Here is a 20,982-nt window from a genome sequence, read left to right on the forward strand (position 1 = left end):
CCGTCCTAATAAACCATAGAGGATACAAATAGTGTACTCTCTATGGTTTTTATTTTGAATTGCGCAATATTGATCCATACATTCTAGATTGTTGGCGTCGTGAGTTGCTTCTGTTATACGTTACTAAATTGTACCACGCAAGATTGTATACTTTTTCATTGTGATTTGCCGCAAGCGACAAACTATTCTGCTTGAGAATATCTTCGATGGCAGGATGGTAAGGAATCTCCAAGAGTATTTTGTAATACTTAGGATGCATCGCTCTTTCTCTAGTAAGAGTTTGCAATCTTTTCGCAACAGAAACGGGTACTTTTCGCGAGTGTTTCCAGGTAGCGTTGAGTAACTCCAAATAGTACACAATCTTCTCGTCAAGTTCGATTGCTTTAGAAAATAACGCACATGCTTTTTGATAATCTTCATTTTTTTTGGCGATGATCCCTTCGCGGAAGTAATCGTTTGCATCGACAAATTTTAGTATGCGCATCTGTTTAAACAGTTTTTGGTAATACTCCACCCACTTTGGTTCTTGAATACGCATCGCGAATTTGTCGAGGTAAGGCACTTCACTTTCCAGATGTGTACTCACAAATACATTCAAAAACACCAATGAACCATTCGTCATCATTAGCCCTTGTAATATGCGGCGGTTCATCGCCAGAGAAATTCCCTTGCGCGCGTAGAAATCATCGCTGTCTTTCATTTCTTCTACCAAACGCTCAATATCTTTGTCCTCTGATAAATACGCGTATGCACCATACGCATATGTACGCAAGGTGTTATCTTTGGCAGTGAAATACTTCTGGGCAATTTTTTGTCTTTCACTGCGCGACTTTATTTCATTTTTCGATATAAGAAACGGTATCATCCCTACGTTCTTTAAAATAACCGCTTGTAAACGTGGATTTTTTTCTTTCTCCAAGAAATCTAAAACTTCTTTTCCCGTAGCGGCATATATAGAGTAACCATAACTGCGTAAAAAATCACTATCGCTATTGATGAGCGGTAGTGGATCCATAAATTCAATCGATCTCCCCAATTTTTGCCTAAATATTTTCATAAAGGCGTAAAGACGAACTAAAGGATCTCCCTCTTTGTAATATCTTTCTATTTCATCTGTAAAATGCTCGCGCATTTTGTGCATATAGTCAATGGCAGCGATCTTTGCATAGGTAGTGGTATTCGACAACACTAATTTGCGTACAATTTTGGGAGGTATGGGAACCTGCATCAGCTTCGATTGTTGTAAAAGAATAATTTGTATGGTGGTGGGTTGCTGTAATAATTTTGCACATGCTTTTTGCCACGTTGTGCCATGTTTCAGCATTAGCTTCTCATTGTACTGCATCAAAATTCCCAAATAATGGTATGCCGCACAACGAATTTTCACATGATACTTTTTCTTTGTATACGCCGCAAAAATTTTTGCGGCCAACTTATTATCAACATACATAAGACTCTGTCCTAATAACATAGCACTTATCGCATCACCTTGTAATAAGCTAGTATTTTGTTTTGTATCGTAGTGGTAAAAGCGATGTATCCCCGCGCAAATTCTTGCCATCTTGAGCTCGGTGAATTCTGATATAGGCATTGGCGTGGTTTTTCGCGTCGTAAACATATCCATATCCTGTAGAGCACGTGCGCAAACAATTTGCAAAACAACATCTTCCGAATATTTCCGCAACCACTCGATTTTTTCAAATTCACACTTTAGTAACATCGATTTTGCTGCGATATAACGATGTAATACATTTTCGTTTTGATCAATGAGCACTTGCTGCATTTTCTCAATATTTAACGACTCCACAAGATGAGAGCGTGGATGTAAAGAGGCTTGGGCCATAATATAATAAAGTGCGTACAGTTCTTCTTTCTGGCGTATTTTCAAAATATCTATGGCGATTTGTAGCTGCCCTACTTTTTTCAAGATATCGACAATCGTTTTGCTGTAGCGCATCAATAGTAAACCCGAACGCGCCGACTGCTGAATTTTAGGGTCGGGATTTTTTAATTTTTGCACCAAATTTACAATCGATTCGCGGTTCGCGGAAATGTCTTTCAATTTCACATATTGCAAGTAATGGTAACGATACTTATCGCAAATGCCGCCTATGGGTATATTTAATACATTTTCGGGTTTATAACGCCAGTATTCTAAATCCGCAACAAGTTTCAAATAGCGAATTTCCAGCAGGTTCAAATCTTGAGTAGCAATTGCCGTAAATTCTTGCAATGCTTCACTATTTAGAGGATCGAGCAAACGCGCTTGTTGAAAAATACGTCCTGCCTTAGCGTATTTTTTCTGTCGCACGAGTAGTTTGCCTAACCATACATGATAGTCGCTATTTTCACGGTCAAACTCAATACTCTTTTGTAAATATCTCAAGGCTTCATCATAATTTTCGGTGAAGAAGTGTGCCTTCCCCAAGTAGTAATAAACTTCAGCGAACTGCTGCAACTCTTTTTGAGCGGTTAACAGATGCTCAATGGCGCGAGAATATTTTGCTAAATAAAAATAGCATTTTCCCATAAAAAAATGTAACATTGCGCGGTCAAAAAAATTGCGATTGCTAGTGATATCCTCCGATTGCACAAAAGATTCAAGGGCAAGATGATACTCTTTTGCGTTGTAGTGTAAACGTCCAAGGTAATAATACGCATATTTTTTGAGATGCAGGGAATCAGAGACGAGAACTCTTGAAAAAAATTCACGCGCTTTTATATTCTGTTGTTGGTGAAAATATCTCTCACCTATCGCTAAATCCATTGTTGCACTGAAAGGTTTTTGCAGTTTTTTCCGTATCTCCGTAAAAAGAGAGTCCTCTTGTTTTTTGGCATATATCACCAGTAAATATTCGTAATATTTACGCGTCGTAAGCTTTTGTTGTGCAGACTGCAATTCTTCATGAGCTTTGTCATAAAAACCTTGGTCAATCCAGTCATCGATCACCGATGTCGCACTGGACTTTTTTTCGATGTGTATTTGTTTGTCCGAAGAGAATATGTCGCTATAAAGAACAATAAACACCACCAATGACACTATTGCCACAACACCTATGCAGATCTTTTTGTAGTAATATCCCCAAAAATTACCTATTCCACTTGCAGAAACAGGCTTATTGTCTAAAACGGCACATATGTCATCGTAAAAGGCTTTTGCACTCTGATAACGATGTTTTTTTTCCTTTTGTAGAGCCTTTAAACAAACATCTTCTAGCACACGGGGAATCTGGGGATTTTTCTTGCGCAACGGTACGGGATTGTCGTTGACAACACGATAGAAAACCTGGATCTCAGAGTCACCACCAACATACCTTTCACCAGTAAGAATTTCGTACAAGATTGCCCCTAGAGAATAAACATCGCTCAAATAGTCAATATTGCGTTTTTCTCCTTTGGCTTGCTCAGGTGCCATATAAAATAGTGTTCCCACCACTTTATCCCCCTTCGTCAAGCTTTTCAACCCGCTATTGAGTTGCTTGGCAATACCAAAGTCCATAAGGTAGGGAATACCTTTGTTATCAACAATAATATTGCTTGGTTTTAAATCGCGATGAATGATTTTGTTTTTGTGTGCGTAGTCCACGGCAGATACGACATGTGCAAATAATTTTAATTTTTCCTGCACCGACAGTTTATTTTTTTGTAAATAAATACCGAGCGTTACACCTTCACAGTATTCCATCACCATAAACGGCTTGTTTTTTTCGACAAAAAAATCGTAGACCTTGAGGATATGTGGATGACTCAGAGAAGACAAATACTGAGCTTCGCGCATAAAGCGCTTGCAGGGGACATCTTGTGCCTTAATCGCCACTTGGCGACCAACTTTTGAATCATAGGCAAGATAGACTTCCGCCATGCCTCCCTCGCCTATTTTTCGAATCACTTTGTAGTGATTTATGTAAAACTCTTTCATGTTATTTACATTTTTTTTGTTGTAAAGTACCACTGTCTTCCAATACACTTTTGAGTACTTCGATAGCGCGCAGATATTCACTTATGGAAATGTGCTCGTTTGGTGTGTGGTCAAGAGTGCTATCCCCTGGCCCATAAGCAACAATCGGGCACTGCCACTTTGGTCCGACCGAGTTCATATCGGATGTTCCGGTTTTTGTTTTAAAACGCGGTCGTGCATTTTGTTGGCGAATAGATTTTAAGAAAGCACGAACGAGACCGTTATTCTTATCACTTTTGTAGGCTTCTTCGTGCGAATAGCAATCTATTTCAGCATGTTCATCAAAGTTGCAAACTGTATTTTTCAGCTGCGGGATGTCCACGTCTAAAGGCAAACGAATACCCACAATCACTTCGGCAACTTCCGTAAGGCCATCACTGCTTGTTTGAATATGTCTTAAAGTCGGAAGTAGCTGATCAAATAACTTGTTGCGCTCTTCATTAAAAGACTCACAATGTTCCTGGATCTTTTGCCACCAAATAACCGCTTTTTCACCAACAGCACTGTTTGCTCCGGCTGTGTGTCCCACTTCCTGTTCTAAACGATATTTGACAAGAAATTGTCCTTTGTAACCCAAAGTAATGGCATCCCAATTGCTCGGTTCACCAATCACACATGCGACAGGTGAATATTGATCTTTTGCGTAATGAGCCCCCTTCGAAGTAGATATCTCCTCTTCTACAGCTCCCACAACAATTACACGTCTGTTTTCGGCAATTTGCGCCTGAATAGTAGCGGCGACAAACGTCGCTAAAGGGCCTTTGGCGTCGACACTACCACGCCCGAAAAGCAAATCTCCCTCCTGACGCACGGGGATATCTCCGGGAACGGTATCCATATGTCCAAGGAGAACAAGGTCTTCCACTTGTTCTTCCGCAGTAATCTTTCCACTCTTTATGCCAACGGCATTTCCTGCATCGTCGATATGTGCTTCGAGACCATTTTCGCTCATATACTCCACTAAGTATTCCGCGACCTCGCGTTCATTTTCCGACACACTTTTGATTTCGACCATACGCGTTAGTAACTGGACGGCATCCATGATATTATTCCTGATTTTGTTTTTGTTGTTTTTTCTGACGTTTCTCTACTTTGCGGCGCATGCGATTCCATACACTTGCGAGTCCCATTGCTTTGCGCATTTCAAAAACCGTTTGCTTCACCTCTTCGCGAACTTTCGCCGAACCTTCGACAATAAATTCTTCCAAAAGTCCCTTTTCACTCTCAAATTTCGCGCGTCTTTCACGCATAGGGTCTAAGAAGTTATTTAGAGCTATAGTAAGCTTCTCTTTTACCTCAACATCTCCCACGGTTCCTTTGCGATAGCGCTCTTGTAAATCCGCAATTTCTTCTTTGTTCGGATTGAAGGCATCGTGATAAATGAACACGGGATTCCCCTCTACTGTACCCGGGATATCGGCGTGAACGCGTTTTTCATCGGTAAACATACCCTTCACTTTTTTCGCTACCGTCTGCGCGTCGTCACTCAAATAGATCGCATTGTTAAGACTTTTGCTCATTTTTGCCTTACCGTCGGTTCCGACAAGAGTTCCCACTTCTCCCTCTAAAGATTCGGGAATGGGAAATACTTCACCGTATAGACTGTTAAATTTGCGTGCTATTTCGCGTGTTAGTTCTAAGTGTGCTAAATTATCTTTGCCCACAGGAACACATTCGGACTTTACACAAAGAACATCTGCCGCTTGTAAAACAGGGTAACCTAAAAGACCATATGGCATCTCAGCGCGCCCAGCACTTGCTGCCATTTCTTTTAGACTAGGTATTCTCTCCAAGCGCGGTACGGTAATGAGATTTTGAAACAAAGTATTCATTTCACATACTTCGGGAATTGCCGATTGTAAATAAAATGTCGCCTTGTAAGGGTCAATACCCGCAGCAATAGCATCGAGAACCACATGGCAAGCATTTTCGCAAGACGCCTTGATGTCATCGGGAGTATTTTTTGTTGTCAGCATATGTAAGTCCGCAATGATAAAATAACATTCATACTGCTGTTGGAGCTTTACGCGATTGGCAAGTGTTCCCACATAGTGCCCTAAATGCAACTTTCCTGTAGGACGATCTCCGGTTAACAATCTTTTTTTTCTATCCGCCATTTTTTTCCTCGTTAAGAACTTTTTCTATTACTGATACGACTTGATCTAATTCCTCTTTACTAATAATCAGTGGTGGTAATAACCTCAATACGGTTGGGCCCGCTGGTAAAGCGAGGACGCCATGCTGCATAAGAGCACGTAAATAGGGTGTGGCCTTCGTTTTTAGCTCTATTCCAATCATAAGACCTAAACCGCGCACTTCGCGAATAAAACGATGGTTTATATTTTTTATCTTCTCGCGTGCATATTCACCTAGTTCAAGAGAACGACGGATAAGATTCTCGTCTTCATAAGCCCCAAGAGCAGCTAATGATGCCGCGCATGCCAGGGGATTTCCACCAAAAGTAGATCCGTGGGTACCCGGCTTTAAATTCACCACGCGTTCCCCCATAGCAACAGCCCCCATAGGTACGCCACCGGCGATTGCTTTGCCCATCGTCAAAATATCAGGTGAGATACCGTGATGCTGACATGCGAACCATTGTCCTGTACGTCCAAAACCAGTTTGTACTTCATCAAAGATAAGAAGGCAACCCTTTTCGTCGCATAGTTGTCGTAAATGGCTTAAGTATTCGCGACTTCCTGGCCTTACTCCACCTTCTCCTTGTACAACCTCCACGAGTACCGCAGCCGTATTTTCGCTTATGGCAGTGGTTATCTTTTCTATTTTATCGTAAGGAACATGCTGCACTTCGGGAATAAGCGGAAAAAATGGCTGGCGATATCTTTTCTCCCAAGTGGCAGATAATGCCCCCATGGTGCGTCCGTGAAAACCGCGCATTGTTGCAATGATTTCTTTTTTTCCGGTGGCAAGCCGTGCAAATTTGATGGCCGCCTCTACGGATTCGGCTCCGGAGTTACACAAATATACTTTATTTAGACCCGACGGCAAAACACCAGCGAGTTTTTCGAGAAGTCGCGCCCTTGTATCGTTGAAAAAAATTTCGGTACACGTCAATAGCTTCTGACTTTGTTCGTTAATAGCGGAAACGACTCTTGGGTGACAGTGTCCAAGATTTGCCACTCCTTGTCCGGCCACGCAATCAATGTATTCTTTTCCGTGAGAATCCCAAACTTTTGTGCCTTTTCCACGAACAATAGCCACATCTCTTTTGTAGTATACACCACTTGTGTATTTGTTTTCAATCGGTATAGGATCAAAAATATCGCTCATGATTAATTCCTGAATTATTTGGTGTTTATAAGAGTTTCATTTTCAGATGGATGCCCTCACCATCGGCTTGTAGATTTCAGCTACGCTGAAAGCAACAAGCCTCATGCCTCTCCCACAGGGAGAGGCGTAACACGTCCGAATTGATCTTGCTGTTTTATTTTGTGCCGCCGCATAAACAACCATAATTGTACAAAGATAGTAACGCTATACTATTGTCCGCAAATCAAGCGAATTTTGTTTTTATCGAAAGAGAAGCATTACACCTCTCCCTGTGGGAGAGGTATGAGAATAGTAGTTTACAGCGTAGCTGTAACTGCTTATTCGATGGTGAGGGCATCAATACAAAGGCGAAAATATAAAACAAATATTACTGCGCATTGTGTTTTGTCATTATTTGCGGAAGGTTGTCCCGTTGCCTTCTAGGGCTTTGCGAATAGAATTTTCTACGCGAGCATCTCCCATAATTACTTTGCCAACTCCGCCTTCTAACGCTTCTTTTGCTCCGAGAACTTTCATACGCATACGTCCTTCTGCGTATTTTTCTACCGTGGAGATTTCGCTAGATTTTACTTCGGAGATCAAAGAAGATTCGTCGGGAAACTCTTTGAGTAAACCAGGAACATTTGACAATAGCAATAAAACTTCCGCTTGTAGAGCAATCGCGGTTTGCCCTGCAGCACGGTCTCCGTCAACGTTGATCGCTTCGCCTTCATAACTAATTGCGGGAGGGCACAATACTGGCATAAAACCACTGTTTAGCAAGTTATCCAATAATGTGGTATTGACTTTTTCCACGATCCCCGTCAAGTTATTGCGCACGACACGTACTTTACCATTTTCCACAGCACGTACAGCTTTCTTGCGTGGTCCTTCCCACAATCGACCATCGATACCGGAAAGACCGACAGCATTGACTCCGTGTTTTTGTAGGCGTTCAACTATTCCTTTGTTGATTTCTCCACAATATACCATTTCGAAAATCTCAAGTGTTTTGCGATCAGTTAAACGGCTGGTATATCCAGACGGCGACGTGATGAATTTGGGAGGATACCCCAATTTTTCCGCAACGACATTTGTTTGGTGCGATCCACCGTGGACTAAGATTATTTTTTTTCCTTCGGCAACAAGGGAGGCGAAATCAGCACACAAAGCATCGAGATCAATTCCCTCACTACCTCCAACTTTTACAACTATCAATTTATTACCTTCCTATATAGGATGAAGTCCTGGAAAATCCAAGGCAGTTTTTTCATCCCAGCCCATCATGACATTCATTGATTGCACTGCACTTCCCGCTGCGCCTTTCATCAAATTGTCAATGGCACTCATTACGACAAGGCGCTTGCTATTTTTTTCTTTGGCAAATCCAATATCGCAGTAGTTGGTTCCTTGGAGAATCTTTGGTTCGGGAAAACGATAAATGCCCGTATTGTCTTTCACCAAACGAATAAAAGGTTCCCCTTTGTATTCTTTGCGATATAATTTCCACACTTCTTTTTCCTCTATGTCGTCTTTGAGAAAACAGTGCGCTGTACACATAACTCCGCGTACCATTTCAATAGCAGTTGCTGAAAAATAAATTTGCGAAATACCTAATTCTTGTTGCATTTCCGCTTGGTGGCGATGTGTTGTCGGTGCAAAAGAACGCACTGCTCCACTGCGCTCTGGATGGTGACTTGCCAAACTGTGGGAATTTCCCCCTTCCGATGAACCAACTTTCACTTCGGCAACAACATGGTCAATGAGGTTGTGTGCCGCAAGTGGATATAAAGCAAGATTCACTGCTGTAGCATTACAACCAACTCCACTGACATATTTTGCGTTGGCTAGCTCTTCGCGATGTAATTCGGGAAGACCATACACAAAACGTTCTAACCACGAAGAAGCGGCATGATCTTCTCCATACCATTTTTTATAAACCGCAGCATCGCGTAAACGAAAATCAGCAGACAAGTCGATAATATGCTCTGCGATCTCGGCATAACGTTCAATGTCTTGAGCGGCCGTTTTGTGTGGTAAAGCGAGAAATAGTATATCACAAGGCTGAATCTGATCGGGGCTGGTAAATTTTATCAATTTTTGCCCGCGTAAGTTAGGATGAGCATTATGTACAAATTTACCCAAGTACCGCTGAGAGGTTACCTGTCCAATTTCCACATTAGGATGCGAAAGCAACAAACGAATGAGTTCTCCGCCCGTGTAACCAGACCCACCAATAATACTGACTTTTTTAGTCATTTCCTCGCCTTTCTTAGACTTTTCCTTCACCTACATTGATGACATATTCAATAACTTTTTGCGGAATGTTAACACCTGTCGGAGCAATACTATTACGGAACTCCATCGTATAGTTTACTTCGTTGACCATCACTTTTCCTTCAGGAGTCTCCAGTAAATCAATCGCCACCACTCCGCCGCCTACAGCCTTTGCCGCTGCAATGGAAAGTTGGTCGACTTCCTCTGTCATCGGAAAATTCTCTGCGGTACTTCCACGAGCGGTGTTTGTTAACCAGTGTTTGGAATTACGGGCAATGGCACAAATAGTCTTTCCATCCACAACAAAACTGCGAATATCTCTATCAGGCTTATCGATAAATTTTTGAATATAATATATCGAATGGTGATACGTTCCTAAAATGGCCTTGTGCTCAAGAACCGCTTCAGCAGCTTCGCGGTCATTTACTTTTGTCAAAAGCCGTCCCCAGGATCCCACTGCAGGTTTCAAAACAACAGGATACCCCATTTCTTCTATGGCTTCCAGAGCAGACTCTGGTGTAAAAGCGACCTTCACATCAGGAGTAGCCACATTGTGCCGGATCAAAGCCAAAGAAGTGGTAAGTTTATCTCCACAAATATCGGCCACATGAACATTATTTACACAAGGAATGCCCCAAGAATCAAGAACGCGAAGTGTTGCGTCCGCACGTGAGTGACTGATACAACGCTCAAGAATTACGTTGTACTTTTCCCACTCTTCTTTGTGGTGTAAATCGAGTTTGATCTTGCGAACATCAATGAGATCGTATTCGACTCCGCTATTGTCTAGTTCTTTTAGTAGCAATTTTTCTTCTACGCGAATTCTCGCATACAAAACACCAACGCGCATAATTACTCTCCCCAGTCTTCCTCTTCTTGAGGTGCTAACTCTACTTGAGCAGGATCAAGACTTGTAACTTCAAGCTCCGCTCCACAATCTGGACAAGTGACAATTTCTCCCACCATCGCATCATCATCTAATGTGATTTCTGCACCGCACTCTGGGCACTCAACAACTTTTGCCATTTTTGTTTCCTTTCATGAGAATTTTGATTTTGATAAAAAGAGTCGGTAGTGTAGCAAAAATAATTGTTTTTGCAATATAAAAAATGAGGTGCTGCGGGTTATTGTGGAATGTCAGTGTATGGTATGTATATCGATCTCGCCATCGCAGTCGTCACCGTTGCTTTTGGTTACGATCACGGTTACGGCTACGATTACGATCACGGCTACGGTGACGGTGACGGTGACGATTACGGTCAGGGGCATGGTCACAGTGACGATCACTACTACGCACTGCGTAACAAATGTAAAATTTCGTCCAAATTAATTTTTCCAGGACTCTCGCGACCTTCTAGTACACTTTCGGCTAGCTCGCGTTTTTCGCCGTGGAGTTGTAGTATTTTTTGTTCGATGGTGTCTTTTGTCACTAAACGGTATATGTTCACCGGTTTTGTTTGCCCCAAACGATGCGCCCGGTCTGCGGCTTGATCTTCTACCGCGGGATTCCACCATGGGTCCATGTGAATTACATAGTCTGCGGCGGTTAAATTTAGTCCCATCCCTCCGGCCTTAAGGCTAATTAAAAAGACACGTCCTACACCATTTTGAAATTCGCGAACGTTTTTTTGGCGCTCTTTTTGTGGCGTAGAACCATCCAGGTATTGATAGCTGATATTTTGCGTATCTAAAAAATCGCGAATAATATGCAAAAATTGAACGAATTGACTAAAAACAAGTACGCGATGGTCGTTCTCTAAAATCTCCCAAAGTAAATCGCGAAATACTTCAATTTTAGAACTACTCAGTTCAGTGTTTTTATCTACTAAAAGTGGATGGCAGCACACACGACGCAACTTCATAATCTCTGCTAAAATTTTAAAGTGTTGCTTTTCTTTGTTGTCGTTCAGCATATCTATTTTTTCGACTGCTCTTTGTCGTAAAGCTTCGTAAAAACCCTTTTCATCTTCACTCATCTCGACATACAAAGTATTTTCGATCCGTGGTGGAAGCTCTTTTAGTACATCTTTTTTTAAACGACGCAATATAAAAGGACCGATTAAATTACGCAGTGCTTGGCGTTTTTCGACACTATTGTCTTTTTCGATGGGTGTAATGTATTTCTTGCGAAAGGCTTCTTGAGAACCTAAAAAGCCTGGATTAATAAAATGAAATAAATTCCACAATTCTCCCAGGTGATTTTCAATAGGCGTCCCAGTGGTAATTAGCTTAAAATTTGCTTGTAGCTGCATCGCCGCTTGAGAGCGCTTTGTATAGCTATTTTTAATCGCTTGCGCTTCATCCAAAACTACGGTTTGCCAAAGAACTGCCCCGAAAACCTCGGCGCGATTTTGCAACATTCCATAACTTGTGACCACTAAATTTTTTGGACCTAATTCCCGCAATTCCTCGTTTTTAGAACTTGAGGCAAATAAGATCACCTCAAGATCTGGTGTAAACTTTTGCGCTTCTTCTTGCCAGTTCATCGCCACGGAAGTGGGAGCGATGACTAATGATGGTCCTTTTTGCGCTTCTTGTAAAATAATGGCCAAAGCCTGTACGGTTTTCCCTAAACCCATGTCGTCGGCCAAACATCCTCCGACCCCCCATTCACAAAGTCTCGCAAGCCATGCGAATCCCTGTTCTTGATAATTACGTAAAGTGGCATTTAGGTTCTGTGGAACACGGCGTTTTTTTTGCTGTATGCGTTTGATTCTCTTTATCTGTGAAACCCAGTCGTTATTCGCATCAAAATCTTTGGTTCCCAACAAAGAGGAGTTTAGAATATTTGCGGCCAATGGATGAACGCGCAATTGTTGTTGTGACTGATCAGTAATATTATATAAATCTTGTAGCCTTTTGCGCATCTCTGAAGTAAGTAGTACAAACTCGTTGTCACTAAGAGCAATAAAATTATCTTGAGAATTTTCAATATGGATCAATAAATTCTCCATTTCAAGCACTTTGGCATCGTCAAGTTCTACACACCCAGAAATCTCAAACCAATCTTTTTTCTTGCGAACGCTCACCTGGAGATTATCCCAACCTATTTGTTCGTGTACTTTTATTTTTTTTCCTTGAGGCCATTCAATAACGACATGGTTCATTTGTCGCAGTTTGAGTAGTATACTCAAACATTTTTCGACGTCGTTAATCGCCCATTCGCAATTATAGTGAGTTTCTTCTTCTAATATAGGGCACTTATCCAATATTTCCTTTAGATACTTTTTTTCGCGCTTCAAGTTGCGCTTAGTTTGATACTCTTGACTGTCAATGCTACTAACAACTATTTCTCCGCCTTCTCCTGGCTCTATAATAGGACCTTTTTTTCCCAGTGGCTTTACAACAATAGTGATGCGAAAGCCATGCTCCCAAGGAACTAGACGTACATAAATCCGATCATCACTCTCTTTGTGTTGTGCGCGAACATGTTCATTCGAATAGGTATGAACGGTCATTTGTCGACAAATATTTTCGACAACAGGAGCAAAATGCTCTTCTGCTTCAATGGGAAAAGAGGCCCCCCCATGTCCAATAATTTGGATGACTTCACGGTGAATTTTTTCAAACTTCGTCAGCGAAATCTTACTGTCACTTTCCTTACGATATAAAATAGCATCACCGTTATTCTCCCCCATAAAAGCCATGTGGATAGAGTTTCTTTTTTTAGTGATCAGTAGCTGTGGGGAGGCTTTTTCAATGGACACTTTGCGTAAGTGATCTTTGTGAAAAACATAAGGATGATCCGCCATGGCCAGAAGAACTTTTTTCCAATGACCATATTCGTAATGATGTTGATTTTCCAGATACGCCAAAATAATGCGTTTATCTTGGAAAGAAAAATACTCTTCTTCCCATTCGGGTGTAATCTGCAATTCACGTCCTTCACTCCATGTCCCGTCACTGCGTTGTTTTTGCTCGCGCGCAGTGATGGTACAAAAGTTGTTGCTCGGTTCGACAAACCACGCAAGGCGCTTTTTGACATCGCTATTTTTTTCAATCGCTTCTTCGAGTTGATTCAGGATATTTTTCCACGGCGCATCTTGACAAAAACGCTTGCTTATATCATATTGCCGGAAATCGTCACCGCTCAACTCTCCGGAAATACCACAAATTTTTTGTAGCTGTTGTCCAAGCCATTTATAGTCGTTTTCGTGCAGTTGTTTTACGCATGTAGCCACCTTCTCTTTACTTACTTTACTACTGTCCATCCACGTAAGAACAAACGCTTCAAAGAAATCGTCAAGATTTTGTAATTTATCTGTGGTATTCAATTGTACTTCATCGCGCTCATTTTGTAACCACGCGTAAAATTTACGAAAAATCACATATGATTTTTCATACAAGGCATGTTTTTTAGGTGCCGCAAATATCTTTTCTAGTGTTTTTGTATTTCGTGGCGAGAGATCTTCCAGTAGATGCAAAATTAAAAATATGCCATAGTAATCCGGCAAAAACATCTTATTTTTGCGTATTTCTTTTAATGCTGCGGTAAAATGCTTTTTGGCGTTTTTTACTTTACCGCAGACGTAATAATAACTCGCCACGCAAATATGCATCTCTTGCTCTTCTAATTTTGGTAGAAGCGCCTCTAATGCGGTAAATTTTCCCTGAAATAAATATACGATCACTAACTCGTTATACAAATACTTCTTGGCTTCAGGGTCGTTCACTTTCCCAGAAAATACATTTAATACATCTTTTTCAATGGCAACAAAATTGTACAAATTATGAGCGATGAGTTGTTGCAATACAAAAGTACGCACCACAGGAGACAACTGCCGGCACCAATCAAGCGCGCCACACAAGTGGTATATTTCCACAAAAGATTGTCTGTAAGGCGAGAGATCGCGAATTTCTTTCACCGAGTGCGTCAATAAACTTTCATCGTTACTAAAAATAGCTATGCGTATATTGGACAGCGCCGTTTTTTCTGCCCAGTAGTGTATATTGTAATTTGTGTTCACTTGCTTTATGATGCCGATCATACTATTAAACTCTGTGCGTTTCGAGGCATAGGACATTACAACATTGCACACATCGTCACGACAGGCATTGTTATGTGAAATAAGTTTTTGGCGTTTCAGAGAACTCAAAGCATTCGAGATATCGCGGTACGACATGGGTTGTTTTTTGCGGTTCACTAGTCGCGATTCGCTAATCAGTTGATATAACGTCGTCTGCTCGCATTCTGTCAAAAGAATCGCCAACACACACAAAATATTTTGTTCTTCTATTGCAAGATGCTGAAAATTTTCCATAAAAAATCCCGTAAACATTCCTTGGTGCACTAATCTAGTGTACTATCAGCTAAATAACGATGTAATTCATTCAAAGGTAATAAGTCTTGAAATGTATCAAAATCACTGCTCGCGTAGTTCTTCATGTCGGTCAACATATTTCACAATCTTATCACGTGCGTTGCGTGGATCTTTACCAATGTGAACCACGTGGCGTTTACCTTTATAACAGCGATATGCTTTCCATGCCGGATATACTTTGTTATTCTTCGAACTACGACTTTTGACCAAAGACAATTTAAATCCCAAAACTTTTTGGCCTTTGTATTCGGCAAATTTCTGAACTTCGCATTGCTGTAATTTTTGCTTTAACTCTTCGATTTCCTTGAGAGTCAAATTATCAATATCCATATGAGCCTTTCTATACACCGCAACTATAACAAATTTTTATCATAATCAACATGTAAAAAATAACGAGGCTAGTCGCACCTCGTTACGCCATTATTTCTTGCGATTTTTATATTTGAGGTTTTTTTGCTTTTGACGCTCTCGTTGTTCTTTGCGAACATCCGCTTTTATTACATCCTCTATGCGCTTTTTCTGCTGCGCTTCTCGCTGCGCGAAGTTGTCGTACTCTTTAGGAGAGTCAAAGTCACGTGTATTGCTCTTTTGTACAAACTTAATGTTACGCGTGCGCCGTTCTATCTGGTGTTTTTTGCGATATACAACAACACCGTCTCCTGTATTTTTATTGTAAACATGCACTTCCTGTAAACCATCGCTATATTCTGCCGCAACTTCTTCCTTCATTTCCGAGTTATTTTGTTTTACAGGTTTTGTATTTGTACTTGCTGTTTCTGTAGTGTTTGGCCAAAAGTGATTTTTTCCAATAAGTGCCAAAACAAAACACAAAAACATTAAAATATAATTTTTTGCCATCTTAATAATCCCTTTTAAGAATGACTTCCTCTGGAAGTCTTCAATTTGATTGACACGTCCGAGTTGTCATTCCTGACTTGATCAGGAATCCACATCATAAAATTGACTTATAAGCGTCTAGCCACTGCTTTCGCAGGGATGACATTCGTTTACAGACTACTCGAGCTTGATTATCTAGTTCCAGAGAATGAAGATTTTACAATGAAATTACAGTGCCAAACGACACTGTAATTTCATTTTAATACATAAACTTCCTTTTTTCACTATTGAATTGGTGAAAAATCCGCTTCTGGGTTTTCATTTGCACGGAAGTTTGTCAATACTGCCCAAGATCCAAAAGCAATATCTGTTCCACTAAGTACCGGAACGTTTGGTGGACCAATTTGGCGCAATCTATCATCGTAAGCAATCAGTGATGATTTTTTCTTGCTGTGGAATAGGCAACCGCCTCTGGTTACAAGTGTTCCATATAGTAAGAAGTTATTACGATTTCCTTGGTTGCTACCGTTACTACTTCTTACAGTGTTTGGCCACAAGTCAATACCACTGAAACTTCCGAATCCAGGTGTTGGGTTATTGCTGGAACTAGTAACACTTAGATTTTGACCTTCATGAGAGTGAACTTCACCATCGGCCACAACAAATACTACGTGATACTCTGGATTTTGTGCATATTTGAAGTGGTTAGGTACATCTGTAGTAAAATCTTCTGGCTGACGCAGTAACACTTGCTCTTGCGCGATCACACCAAACGAAGGCACTACACTCTCGCCACCGATTTGTGAAGGTGTCCAGTAAGTGTGGTCATCGTCATTTTTACTGAGTTTGTCCATATACATGAAGCGTTTACCTTGCCCGTCTGGAAAACCTACCCAGTCTTTTCCGCGTATATTTTGCGCTTGACTGTTGTCCACATCAGGAACAGGGTCAATAAAATTGATTTTGTTGTTATTATCACGTAGTGGAAGTAACGCTGCTGTTGGAGAATTACTTTCCGCTTCTACCTGGGTTACCGCAAAACGCTTATCACCGTCAGAGTTCATCGCAATGATCGGTCCGGTCACATTCGCCACATTGGTGCTCACTACCGACAAACGTCTGTCATAAAAACCGCGCACGTTGCTATTACCACGCGTGAAGAAGGTAGAATCATTTTTTACCTCTACATTGGTCTTGCGTAGTTTTATACGACTAAAACTACCACCAGCACGTGAACGATATGTTACTTCGATGTCTACACGTAGTCTTTGCTCTGCAGATTGACTTTGATCGAGATAAAACTTCATTTTTGTATCAATTTGACTACTCAATGGTAGTTGAGTCTCACCACTGGCATTTTGCTCAGTGAAGTTGTTTGTAGGACGTAGTAAGTCTTGTTGTGCAGGAGTCAAACTATTAAAGTCAATAGGTGCTCCGCCGTCTTGTTTTGTGTCTCCTGTCACGCGAAACATCTCTACATCGCCAGAAGAAACGTCGTTGTAAAAATTCCACAAGCTACTTTGTGTACCTTTTTCCGAATTATTCAAAGTGTCATCGGCAACATAATCAAACTTGAAGTTTTGATCATTGTTTGGCAAACCAGCACCAATACCAGCGATCGAGTTTGTTAAGTCTTCTACAGGGTTATCCTGAGGAGATTGTTCCGGCTCTCCATTGAAAAAGTAAGGACCACCTGCAACGTCAACGTTAATACCACTTTGTTCTGGGGAAATCCAATTGTCTCCGAAGAAAACTCTATCAAAATAACGATTGTGGTTTTTTCCACCACTTGTGGTGTGCGATAGTGTTCCCCCTACAAAAAGCTGTCCATCATAACTCGCCTTTGAAGAGTTAGGATTCAAACTTCCTTCGGAAAGGAAACGTGCAAATTGTGTCAATGGTAAACCTTGTACAGAAGTTACCGTCGCCACTTTTGTCTCGCGATTGTTACGCCATGCACGTGCTTCTAGGATAAAGAAGTTTGGGCTTCCGTTTAATTTTTTTATCGACAAGTAAATACGCGCTGGCTTTTCTTCCGCCACATCACCTTGGACGTAGAAATTTTGGATACCACCACCACTTTGCTTGTTACCATTTTGTAGATCGACAAATTCAAAACGATTGTTTCCGGTACCACGGAAAGTCAAAAACGGTTCACTGTCGTTCTCTAATTCATTGGCCCAATCTTCAATAAAATCGAAACTTTGCGCTTGGTTGCTACCTTGTTGTTGCGCTTCAATAATCGCCTTTAAACGTTCTAAGCCCGATTGAGCATGATAGAATAGTGCTTGGTTTTCAATAGATATATTACTTTTGCGGTTGTTGAATACCGCGAGTGTAATTAAACCATAAAGTAATGCTGTTGTTAAAATCACCATAATCAAAACGATGATCAGGGTAGATCCTTTATTATTTTTTTTAAATAACATACAAATCTCCTTGCAAGGTGACTACAAATTGTTTTTATTTTCGGCAAGTACCGCTGTACTTAACTGCACACGAACACCTGTTGTAACATACAATGCTTCCATATCTAAACTAAACGGGAAACGATACTTTTCTTCATTGTCGGCGTCTCCAGGGAGTTGTAGAACTCCATTATTATCAACCACGGCGTTGATCCAAAATCTGGTCACATTTTTCATAATAATTTTAGAAAAGAAATTGGCGTTATTTTGTCCTCCTGTAGGAGAACCGTCTTTGTTAAAAGTAACCAAGACATTGTTGAGATTATCTAAAACAAAAATTTGTGTATCGTTTTCCTGTATGAAAACATTGGAATGTTGTGTTTCAGTAATGGAATCATCTCCTGCAGCTATCTGATCATCGACGAGCGGAAGTTGATTGTTGTCTAAACGAAAACGATAATCGGTAAATTTCCACAAGTTATAGCGTATTTCACCACTATTGTTAATATTCGCTCCGGCGTCGGGAATGGCGGCAATCAAAGTCATACCTTGCCACTGTGTAAGACCACCGTTGGCGGTGTTACCAAAGCGAAAAAAGCCATTAAAATCACGCCCTGTGGGGTACAAGAAAAAAGTATTGGGAGCTGGTGCACCATTCGAAGCATTGCACACGTATGTCCAACGCCACTTACTCTCGCGAATATCAGAAACGATGCTATCCACAGTACCTTGCATCACCGACTGCAAGTGCGAGCGGTCGAGTTCTGTCTTTGTAGCATCTTGAATGTTTAGGGTAAGGCTAAGTACCACTCCCATCATAAAACTGAAAATGGCCGCCGCAATCACGATCTCAAGGAGTGTCACCCCACTGTGTCTTTTTTTCATCATCATGTTCTATCTCCTATTGCTTCAGCATTAATACAAGTCGCTCGTTGAGGTACTGTCCTCCCGTGCGAAAGTCTGCACGTGCTTCGGCGGTAATTTTTATCATTTCCATATCATCTAAATTGACGACAGTTCCTTCAGAGTTTACTGATTCTAAGGATACACGTGCTAGCTGTGTTCCGTTGCCTGCACCGACATCCTCGCCATCATCGTCAAAGAAAAAGTTGCCGTCTGTTGCCCCACGGATACCAAAAATGGTAAAAGAACTTCTTTGTACAAACGGTTGGCTACCTGGTTCTCCACTGGTACTTATATTTCGTCGGGCCTGGCTAATCGCCTCCTGCAACGCTTTATAAACCGTCTGGCGATCGTTGTTCATCATATTCATCGATTTTCCGCTTGTATACATTGCGATCGCAGCAGTCGCAGCAATGGCGAGTATTCCCACAGAAATCATTACCTCTATTAGGGAAAGTCCACTTTGTGTTTTATTGCGTAACATGATAATTCTTATCTCCTTTTATTTTCACACAACATTTTGTCTTGTTATATGATGATCGCATGTTATAAAATATAAATGCGAACAACAAGACCCGCATACTCGGGAAAGCTCTAATTGTACATATTTAATCGAGGTATAAAATGCAAAATAAAATTTTAATATTGATATGCATTCTTTTTGCTGGTGCCATCTACTTTCGTTATGCCAGCAATGACGACGGCAACAACCAACCTATTCCACAAAATAAAAACAATTCTCGTAAGCGAATTCAATGGACAAAAAACTCGCCTTTTAATGAGCCACAGAGAAAAAAGAAGACCACGAAAAAATCAAAAAGCGTGTACTATTTTTCGTTTCCCAAGTTAGACAAACTGGAATCGACAGATGATGTGTCTTCTTTCCTGGAACAATATTCCATTGCAGCGCTAAAAATAAAACCAGATGCCCAAGTGTACTACAGTGTTTTGGCAAAAGACACGCAAATTGCCAGTGAAATACTCAAAAACGTTGAGGTGCACAGAGAACATCAAAAGTTACTCGGTAGCTTACAAAAAAATTCATCCATTCAAGAAATAAAAGTCTTAAAGCCACAACAACACTATGTGATCCATGTAGAAAATCGCTACTGGTTAGAAATCAAAAAGCTTAGAGGTCTATGGCGTCATCAAAAAGTCAACCGCGAATCGTCATGGCTATCGATCATTTACAAAAAAACTTTTTTTGAACTTGCCTATGCCAGTGACAAAATTTTAAAACCTCTCTCTGTTAAACAGTATAGTGAAAAACAAAACTTTTATCATTTTCTAAAAGATGTTCGCAAACAAAGCAAAGAAGCGCATACTTTGAACGCGAAAGATTTTTCCCATTTTCTACAAAAAGTCGCCAATTTAATCGCGACAACCGTGAAATTGTATCACGAGACGGATAATCTCATCGTAAACCAACAGTTAGGTTTTTATTACAGAAACTTAGTTTATGAGTGGGATGCCGCACGCAAATCATGCGCAAAATTATACTTATCCATGTCACAAAAACAACTAGACGAAAATGCTTTGGATATTGCCGCAAAAGTTTACCCGCGCATCACCAACTACAAGGACATTGCCTTTACTTATGCGCGCCACAACAAAGAGGATAAAGCCTTGCAGTGGATTCAAACAATACGCAAACAAGATTTATCCGAAGGAGAATACTATCTGGCAAAGTTTTATGTGAAAAGAGACAAGGCTAAGGCATTAAAGCATCTGGAAAAATGTTTTAAAGAAGGCTTTGCCCGCTTTGATGAAGTTGTTGCTCCAGATGGAGGTTTTGAATCTCTTCATGCAGATAGTGATTATCAAAAAGTCTTAGATAAATATCTCCACAATTACTAAGTCTGTACCTAGTAAATGTAACGAACTGAAGAAAAGTTCAAAAAAAAGTTCAAAAAAATATATAAATTATTTCCACCCACCTCAAAAAAAAGGCGCCCATCCTGTAAAGACGGGCGCCACAACACAGAAAAATAATCTACAAAATTTTATT

Annotated in this window: 16 protein-coding genes; 1 reads left to right on the forward strand and 15 read right to left on the reverse strand. The window is 40.8% G+C overall.

Translation table 11 applies throughout. The features are described 5' to 3' along the window. Positions 1-49 precede the first annotated feature (49 nt). The 15 genes from UABAM_RS11340 to UABAM_RS11405 all read right to left on the reverse strand — a co-directional run bounded on the left by UABAM_RS11340 (position 50) and on the right by UABAM_RS11405 (position 19,458). Positions 50-3,919: a protein kinase domain-containing protein gene (locus tag UABAM_RS11340; protein ID WP_151968118.1), complete on the reverse strand. Its 3,870-nt coding sequence runs from the start codon at positions 3,917-3,919 to the stop codon at positions 50-52. 1 nt (position 3,920) lies between these two features. Beyond that, complete coding sequence (locus tag UABAM_RS11345) at positions 3,921-5,000, reverse strand: [LysW]-lysine hydrolase (protein WP_151968119.1); 1,080 nt, start codon at positions 4,998-5,000, stop codon at positions 3,921-3,923. A 4-nt stretch (positions 5,001-5,004) separates the two neighbouring features. Further along, positions 5,005-6,075, reverse strand: coding sequence for a tryptophan--tRNA ligase (gene trpS / locus UABAM_RS11350; RefSeq protein WP_151968120.1), 1,071 nt, complete (start codon positions 6,073-6,075; stop codon positions 5,005-5,007). Further along, on the reverse strand, positions 6,065-7,249 hold the full coding sequence (locus UABAM_RS11355; RefSeq protein WP_151968121.1) for an aspartate aminotransferase family protein: 1,185 nt from the start codon (positions 7,247-7,249) through the stop codon (positions 6,065-6,067). The genes trpS and UABAM_RS11355 overlap by 11 nt, the downstream gene beginning before the upstream one ends. A 390-nt stretch (positions 7,250-7,639) precedes the next feature. Beyond that, positions 7,640-8,446, reverse strand: coding sequence for a [LysW]-aminoadipate kinase (locus tag UABAM_RS11360; protein ID WP_151968122.1), 807 nt, complete (start codon positions 8,444-8,446; stop codon positions 7,640-7,642). 12 nt (positions 8,447-8,458) lie between these two features. Continuing rightward, positions 8,459-9,487 (reverse strand): N-acetyl-gamma-glutamyl-phosphate reductase, encoded by a 1,029-nt coding sequence (gene argC, locus UABAM_RS11365; RefSeq protein ID WP_151968123.1) that lies wholly within the window; start codon positions 9,485-9,487, stop codon positions 8,459-8,461. 13 nt (positions 9,488-9,500) lie between these two features. Next, entirely contained in the window at positions 9,501-10,355 is an 855-nt protein-coding gene (gene lysX / locus UABAM_RS11370) for a lysine biosynthesis protein LysX (RefSeq protein WP_151968124.1), read from the reverse strand. Between the two features lie 2 nt (positions 10,356-10,357). After that, positions 10,358-10,531, reverse strand: coding sequence for a lysine biosynthesis protein LysW (gene lysW / locus UABAM_RS11375; RefSeq protein ID WP_151968125.1), 174 nt, complete (start codon positions 10,529-10,531; stop codon positions 10,358-10,360). A gap of 111 nt (positions 10,532-10,642) precedes the next feature. Continuing rightward, complete coding sequence (locus UABAM_RS33940) at positions 10,643-10,774, reverse strand: hypothetical protein (RefSeq protein ID WP_261343983.1); 132 nt, start codon at positions 10,772-10,774, stop codon at positions 10,643-10,645. 20 nt (positions 10,775-10,794) lie between these two features. Beyond that, positions 10,795-14,766 carry a DEAD/DEAH box helicase gene (locus UABAM_RS11380; RefSeq protein WP_173013254.1) on the reverse strand — a complete coding sequence of 1,324 codons (3,972 nt, stop codon included), beginning with the start codon at positions 14,764-14,766 and terminating at the stop codon, positions 10,795-10,797. 102 nt (positions 14,767-14,868) lie between these two features. Continuing rightward, positions 14,869-15,156: a hypothetical protein gene (locus UABAM_RS11385; RefSeq protein WP_151968127.1), complete on the reverse strand. Its 288-nt coding sequence runs from the start codon at positions 15,154-15,156 to the stop codon at positions 14,869-14,871. Positions 15,157-15,246: 90 nt separating this feature from the next. Next, the gene (locus UABAM_RS11390) at positions 15,247-15,684 is read right to left on the reverse strand and encodes a hypothetical protein (RefSeq protein ID WP_151968128.1); all 438 of its coding nucleotides are present in this window, start codon (positions 15,682-15,684) and stop codon (positions 15,247-15,249) included. 263 nt (positions 15,685-15,947) lie between these two features. Then, positions 15,948-18,092, reverse strand: coding sequence for a type IV pilus modification PilV family protein (locus UABAM_RS11395; protein ID WP_151968129.1), 2,145 nt, complete (start codon positions 18,090-18,092; stop codon positions 15,948-15,950). Positions 18,093-18,113: 21 nt separating this feature from the next. Beyond that, on the reverse strand, positions 18,114-18,962 hold the full coding sequence (locus UABAM_RS11400; RefSeq protein ID WP_151968130.1) for a PulJ/GspJ family protein: 849 nt from the start codon (positions 18,960-18,962) through the stop codon (positions 18,114-18,116). A gap of 10 nt (positions 18,963-18,972) precedes the next feature. Next, entirely contained in the window at positions 18,973-19,458 is a 486-nt protein-coding gene (locus tag UABAM_RS11405; protein ID WP_151968131.1) for a prepilin-type N-terminal cleavage/methylation domain-containing protein, read from the reverse strand. A 140-nt stretch (positions 19,459-19,598) separates the two neighbouring features. Here UABAM_RS11405 and UABAM_RS11410 point away from each other — a divergent pair, with 140 nt between their 5' ends. Then, positions 19,599-20,831, forward strand: a complete 1,233-nt coding sequence (locus UABAM_RS11410) for a hypothetical protein (RefSeq protein ID WP_151968132.1) — start codon at positions 19,599-19,601, stop codon at positions 20,829-20,831. Positions 20,832-20,982: the final 151 nt, after the last annotated feature.

Origin of the sequence: Candidatus Uabimicrobium amorphum, assembly GCF_009002475.1 — a bacterium.
GTDB classification, from domain to species: domain Bacteria; phylum Planctomycetota; class Uabimicrobiia; order Uabimicrobiales; family Uabimicrobiaceae; genus Uabimicrobium; species Uabimicrobium amorphum.